We start from the raw sequence: 6,557 nt of genomic DNA on the forward strand, positions 1-6,557 counted from the left end.
AAGGTCGCACCCCAGCCCGTCCGGCGCTTGAGGACGAGCGCCGCAGGCGCGAAAAGCGGGCGCAGCCCGCAAAGGGGGCCCGGGGGCGGAGCCCCCGCAGCGCAACGCGACATGCAGCCCGTCCGGCGCTTGAGGACGAGGCGCGCAGCGCCGACAAACCAGCAACCAGGCACCACGGCGAAGGCCCCCACCCCAGCCCGTCCGGCGTTTGAGGACGAGCGCCGCAGGCGCGACAAGCGGGCGCAGCCCGCGAAGGGGGTCCGGGGGCGGAGCCCCCGCAGCGGGACGGGACCAGTCGGCCCGTGATCAGTTGAGGTGCGTCGGACGCCGCGTGAGCTCCACCGCCGGCAGCGACGGCAACTGCCGGATGACCGCCGACTCCCGCCGCAACAGCGCCAGCTCCGCCGCGAGCCGCGAAGCCGTATCCCCCTTCTCCAGCAGCCGCTGCTTCGTCTCCGTATCGACGACAGCCGCCGCAGCGACCAGATACGACACCACGGACGGCTCCGAAGGCAGCTCCTGCCCCGCGGCCAGCGACCGCTCCCGCGCGGCGGCGAGCCGCCGCTGATACGTCCGGAACGCCCGCAGCACCCCCGCCGCGAGCGCCCCCGCCCCCTCCCCGTCCCGCTCCTCGAGCGGCTGGATCTCCCCCACGAGGTACGGCCCGGACGCGTCGACGGACAGCAGCCGGAACCGCTGCGTGCCCGTGGCGAGCACCTCGAACCCCCCGTCCTCACGCTCCCTGATCGTCGCCGCGTCCGCGGTGCAGCCCACGGAGTAGAACGCCTTGACGGGATCGGGCCCGAACCCCGCCGCCGGCCCCTTGGCCACGACGGACGTCGGATCGGGCAGCCCGGGCGCGGTGTGCGCGACCTCGCGTCCGTCGCGGATGGCGACGACGCCGAAGCGGCGCGGAGCTGGGTCCTCATCGTCCTGCTGCGCAAGCAGATCACGCATGAGCGCGCGGTAGCGCTCCTCGAAGACGTTGAGCGGCAGGACGAGCCCAGGAAAGAGCACCGTGTTCAGTGGGAACAGCGGCAGACGGGCGGTTGTCACCCCGGAATCCTAAGGGGCGCGGCGGGTTCTTCCGCACGTCCCGGCCGTTCTTCCCCCCACCCGGTCCGCGGACCCCGCACACCCGCCCGACCAGGCACACCACGGCCCGCCACCACACGGCACCGCGGCGCCGCGGCCTCCCTCACTGCTTGCGCAGCAACCGCGACGCCCCCGCCGCGACGGTCGTCGCGAGCACCCACCCGGCGAGCACCAGCCCGGCCGCCGCCCACTGGTACGCCCCGGTCTGCTCCCACGCCCCCGCCTGCCCCAGGTCGATCACGGGAAGCAGCAGGTCGAGGGCGTACAGCACGGGGTTCCACGACGGCCCCTCCCCGGGCCGGATCGCGTCCGGCCGGTGCTGCCCGAAGTAGACGGACCCCAGCGCCCACAGCACCGCCATCCACAGCACCGCCCGGCTGGGCCGGTAGCCGTAGGCGACCGTACAGTCCTGGACGTACCCCCAGACCTTCCCGGCGAGCCGCAGCGTCTCCCGGTGCCGCCGGTGCTTCGCCAGCAGTACGAGCCGCGCCGCGTCGTCCTCGCCGCCGTGGCGCAGCACCGCGGCGAGCTTCTCGTACGGTTCGGGCGAGTACTCGGGCGTGGCGGCCTCCACCCAGGCGAGCCGGTGGGACAGGGGGAAGGGCCCGACCGCGATGAGGTGCTCGTACGTGAATCCGGCCATCACCAGCTCCCCGGGCCCCGGCCAGCTGGTCGACCTGTCGACAAGGTTCCCGACCCGCGCACCGGAGAGCACGACCCGTCCGCGCTCCGGCCGCCGGCCGGTGAAGCGCAGCTCGGGCGCGCTGAGGCGGCGCAGCGACAGCTCCTGGTCGGGGTCCATGACGAACCGCGCGTCCCCGAAGTCGATCGAGTCCCCGATCCGCCCGTCGTCGAGCCGCAGCCCGCCATGGCACTCGAAGGCCTGCACCGGGTCGCTGGGCCCCGCCGGCGGCCCGGTGAGGCCGGAGAGGCTGGAGAGGCCGGAGAGGCCGGTGAGCGTTCCGTACGGCGGCGTGGTGCGCCCCGCGGCAGCCCCCGGCCGCCAGGCGGACGTCATGTGGAGGGACCGCTCCACGGTCAGCTGAGGGGCGTTGAGGGCGCGTTTGCCGTACGGGTTGCGCAGGACGCCGCCGTTGAGGGTCAGGGAGGCGCCGACGCTCGCGCCGCGCAGGCTGACCTCGCCGTACACCTGGATCAGCTCGGCCTGCAGATCCTGGCCGACGGCGAGACCGTCGGCGGCGATGGCACGGCCGTGCCGGTCGCGGCGGACGGTGAGCTGGCTGAGCAGCAGGTCGGTGCCGATACGGGCGTCGGTGAGGCGGATGCCGCCGTCGACGGTGCAGCGCGGCAGATGGAGGTCGCCCTCGGTGTGGATCCGGGCGGCCTCCAGCCGGGGGATGGCGCAGCCGACCATGCGCAGGGTCGTCACGTGGCACTCGGGGAGCAGCACCTCGTGCTGGAAGCGGCAGTTGCGCAGCTCGACATACGGTTTGACCTGGCCGCCGGAGAGGTCGAGGGTGCCGGTGACGTGGACGCCGTTGAGCTTCAGGCAGGCGACGCGGCCGCGCAGCGGGGGCGGCCCGTCGAGCAGCAGCAGCGCGACCACACGGGCGCGGACGCTGCGCTCCGCGCCCCAGGCGTGCGGGCCCGCGGGATCGTTGCGGGCGGGGTCGCGGTCGCGCAGGTCGTACATCGAGCCGTTGCGGAACGCCTGCCACATCCCGAGTTCGGCAGGCGTCAGGTCGATGTCGTCCGGCGGATCCCCCGCGCTGGTGTGCGTCATCTCACCCCTCCCACGACGCGCTGGTCCGGCGCCTCGTACGCCCCACCATTCCCCGTGGTGCGGGGTTTGAACGCCCGGTTCCGGCCACAGCGGCGCGAAAGCGCTTGTCAGGCCCCGGCCGCCAGACGCGTCAGCCCCGGGCCCCACGCCCCCACCTCGGGCGTCAGCCTCAGTGCCCTCCGCGCAGGCTGCGGACGTCCAGCTGCCGCAGCACCCGGTCCACCACCTCCGGATCGTTGCCCGGCTCGCTGCGGGCGGCGAGCACCTCGTGGCGGGCGGCGGAGAGCATCTCGCCCTGGATGTGCTGCAGATGCTTGATCCGGCGGTAGCGCGCGGCGTGGTCCTCGCGCCGCTCCTCGTCGAGGATGTCCGGCGAGATCCGTACGCCCATCTCGACCGCGCGCCGGTGGAGCGCCTCGTACGCGTCGTCGGAGAGGTCCTCGACCTCGGAGATCTCCCGCAGCCGCCGCTTGGCGGCGAGCGCGACGCGCTCCGCCAGATGCCGCTCCATGGCCATCTCCCGGGCGCTGTCGGCCGTCACGCCCAGCCGGCCGACGAGCCACGGCAGGGTCAGCCCCTGCAGCACCAGCGTGGTGAGCACGACGGCGAAGGCGATGAACAGGATCCAGTCCCGGGCCGGGAAGTCCGTCCCGTCGTCCAGGGTCAGCGGCACCGCCAGCGCCAGCGCCACCGAGGCCACCCCGCGCATCCCGGCCCACCACATGACGACGGTCTCGCGCCAGCTGACGGGGATCTCCTCGTCGTCGTGGTTGCCGGGCCGCCCGTGCAGCAACCGCGTCAGCCAGGTGGCCGGCAGCAGCCACAGCAGCCGTACGACGGCGATGACGCCGAGCACCGCCGCCGAGGCGGCGAGCATCGGGCCCCAGCGGCCCTCCGCCGAGCCGAAGACGTGGTAGAGCTCCAGCCCGATCAGCCCGAAGGCCAGCCCGGTGACGAGGGTGTCCACGACCTCCCAGAAGGTACGCCCGGCCAGCCGCCCGTACACGTCGTCGGCGTCCGAGGCGTACTCCGCCAGGAACATGGCGCACACCAGCACCGCGAGCACCCCGGAGCCGAGGAACTCCTCCGCCAGCAGGTACGCCGTGAACGGCACCAGCAGCGTCAGCCCGATCTGCAGCGTCGCGTCGGGGAGCAGCCCCATCAGCTTGTTCGCCACCCATCCCACCGCCAGCCCCACGGCCAGCGCGACGACGGCGGACAGCACCAGCTCCAGCCCGGCCCGGGGCGCCGAGAACGATCCGGTGACCGTGGCGGCGATGGCCACGTGGTAGATCACGATGGCGGTGACGTCGTTGAAGAGCCCCTCGCCCTCCAGGATCGACACCAGCCGCCGCGGCAGCCCCACCCGCCCGGCCACCGCGGTCGCCGCGACCGGGTCGGGCGGCGCGACCAGCGCTCCCAGCGCGATCGCCCCGGCGACGGGCAGCCCCGGCACCACGGCGTGCGCCACGGCGGCCACGGCGGCGGTGGTGACGAAGACCAGCGCCACCGCCAGCAGCAGGATGGGCCGCGCGTTGCCCCGGAACTCGCGCCACGACGTCCGCTGCACGGCGGCGTACAGCAGTGGCGGCAGCACCAGGGGCAGGATGAACTCGGGCGGGACGTCGGCGGTCGGCACGAAGGGCAGCAGCGCCCCGGCCGCACCGAGGAGGGTCATCAGGACCGGCGGGGGAAGGCCCAGCCGGTCGCCCAGCGGCACGGTGACGATCGCCCCGAGAAGCAGCACGAACAGCAGGGCGAGCTGGTCCACGCGTCCCTTCCCGGGGCGGAGCGCTGGGTCGGACTAGATCACGCGCTGTCCGCCCGCACGGTGTCGAGCGCGTACTGCAGATCATCCGGGTAGTCGGACGCGAACTCCACCCAGCGTCCGTCCTCCGGGTGCTCGAACCCCAGCCGTACGGCGTGCAGCCACTGCCGGGTCAGCTTCAGCCGCTTGGCCAGCGTCGGGTCGGCCCCGTACGTCAGATCGCCGACGCAGGGGTGCTTCACGGTCGCCATGTGGACCCGGATCTGGTGGGTACGCCCGGTCTCCAGCTTGATGTCGAGCAGGCTGGCGGCCCGGAACGCCTCGATCAGGTCGTAGTGCGTGACGGACGGCTTCCCGTCCGCCGTCACGGCCCACTTGTAGTCGTGTACGGGGTGCCGGCCGATGGGCGCGTCGATGGTGCCGCTCAGCGGGTCGGGGTGGCCCTGGACGAGGGCGTGGTAGCGCTTGTCGACGGTCCGCTCCCGGAACTGCTGCTTGAGCAGCGTGTACGCACGCTCGGACTTGGCGACGGCCATCAGCCCGGACGTACCGACGTCCAGCCGGTGCACGATGCCCTGGCGCTCGGCGGCGCCGGAGGTCGACACCCGGAACCCGGCGGCGGCGAGCCCGCCGATCACGGTGGTCCCGGTCCACCCGGGGCTGGGGTGGGCGGCCACGCCCACGGGCTTGTCGACGACGACGATGTGGTCGTCGTCGTACACGATCCTCATGCCCGGCACGGGCTCGGCGACGACCTCCACGGGCCGCGGCGGCGCGGGCATCTCGACCTCGAGCCAGGCGCCGGCGGAGACCCGGTCCGACTTCATGGCCTCGACCCCGTCGATCCGCACCTTGCCGCCGGACGCCAGCTCGGCGGCCTTCGTCCGGGAGAACCCGAACATCCGGGCGAGAGCGGCGTCCAGCCGCTCGCCCTCCAGGCCATCGGGGACGGGCAGCGTACGGACCTCGGGAAATGTACTCACCCGAGAAGTATCGCAGCCTTGCGAGGGCGTCAGTCCTTGTGGACGGTTCCGTCGGGGTCCAGCCCCCGGAAGGACAGCAGCACGATCAGGATGCCGCCGCAGACGATGGCCGAGTCGGCCAGGTTGAAGACGGCGAAGTGCGTCGGCGCGATGAAGTCCACCACATGGCCCTCGAAGAACCCGGGCGAGCGGAAGAGCCGGTCGGTGAGGTTCCCCAGCGGGCCGCCGAGCAGCAGGCCGAGGGCGATGGCCCAGGGCAGGCTGTACAGGCGCCTGGCGAGGCGGGCGATGACGACGATGACGATCACGGCGATGAGGGTGAAGACGACCGTCATCGACTGCCCGATACCGAACGCGGCACCCGGGTTCCGCACCACCTGCAGCTTGAGCACGTCCCCGATCACGCGGATCGTGTCGTGGTCCGGCTCCAGCTCCTTCACCACGATCAGCTTGCTGACGAGGTCCAGGACGTAGACGACCAGGGCGACGCTCAGCAGCACGCCGATCCGCCGCGGGCCGCGCGGCAGCTCCGCCTCGGCCTCCGGCGTCTGTGCGGCGTCGTCGTCAGCCCGCCCGTCAGCGTCCCCGCTGATCCGCTCCGCCTCAGTCACGAAAGTCCTTCCCCTACACCGACTGTGACGAGGGTACGTCACCCCCACGGCTCGGGGTCCCCGGAACCCCTCCCCGCCCGCACCCGGCGCCGCCCCGCGCCTCCGGCGCGGGGTTGCCCCCACCCGCACACCGCCCGTTGCGGTGCCGCCTGGCCACCGCCGGCGCCTCGGGCGGGGGGAGGATGCCCGGACGGGGGTGGGCACCGGGGTACGGGCGGGGGTGGGCGGTTGCGGGCCGGGGGGTGGGCACCGGGGTACGGGCGGGGGTGGGGGTTACGGGCGGGGGGCCCGTTGTCGCACCCCCAGCCCGTCCGGCGTTTGAGGACTGAGGCGCGGAGCGCCGAACCGCGCCGCAG

Annotated in this window: 5 protein-coding genes; all 5 read right to left on the minus strand. The window is 73.6% G+C overall.

Translation table 11 applies throughout. From position 1 onward, the window contains the following. Window positions 1-306: 306 nt before the first annotated feature. On the minus strand, window positions 307-1,056 hold the full coding sequence (locus tag AB0M28_RS39320; RefSeq protein ID WP_365415456.1) for an LON peptidase substrate-binding domain-containing protein: 750 nt from the start codon (window positions 1,054-1,056) through the stop codon (window positions 307-309). A 142-nt stretch (window positions 1,057-1,198) separates the two neighbouring features. Further along, window positions 1,199-2,839, minus strand: a complete 1,641-nt coding sequence (locus tag AB0M28_RS39325; RefSeq protein WP_365415458.1) for an oxidoreductase — start codon at window positions 2,837-2,839, stop codon at window positions 1,199-1,201. A 169-nt stretch (window positions 2,840-3,008) separates the two neighbouring features. Further along, a complete protein-coding gene (locus tag AB0M28_RS39330) occupies window positions 3,009-4,610 on the minus strand; it encodes a Na+/H+ antiporter (RefSeq protein ID WP_365415460.1) in 1,602 nt (533 codons plus the stop codon). Between the two features lie 38 nt (window positions 4,611-4,648). After that, complete coding sequence (locus AB0M28_RS39335) at window positions 4,649-5,590, minus strand: RluA family pseudouridine synthase (RefSeq protein WP_365415462.1); 942 nt, start codon at window positions 5,588-5,590, stop codon at window positions 4,649-4,651. 29 nt (window positions 5,591-5,619) lie between these two features. Next, on the minus strand, window positions 5,620-6,201 hold the full coding sequence (gene lspA / locus AB0M28_RS39340; RefSeq protein WP_365415464.1) for a signal peptidase II: 582 nt from the start codon (window positions 6,199-6,201) through the stop codon (window positions 5,620-5,622). Window positions 6,202-6,557: the final 356 nt, after the last annotated feature.

This window comes from Streptomyces sp. NPDC051940, assembly GCF_040680895.1.
GTDB lineage: Bacteria > Actinomycetota > Actinomycetes > Streptomycetales > Streptomycetaceae > Streptomyces.

Coding starts and splice junctions, on each gene's coding strand:
- AB0M28_RS39325 (WP_365415458.1), bottom strand. CDS start 2,839: ATGACGCACACCAGCGCGGGGGATCCGCCGGACGACATCGACCTGACG.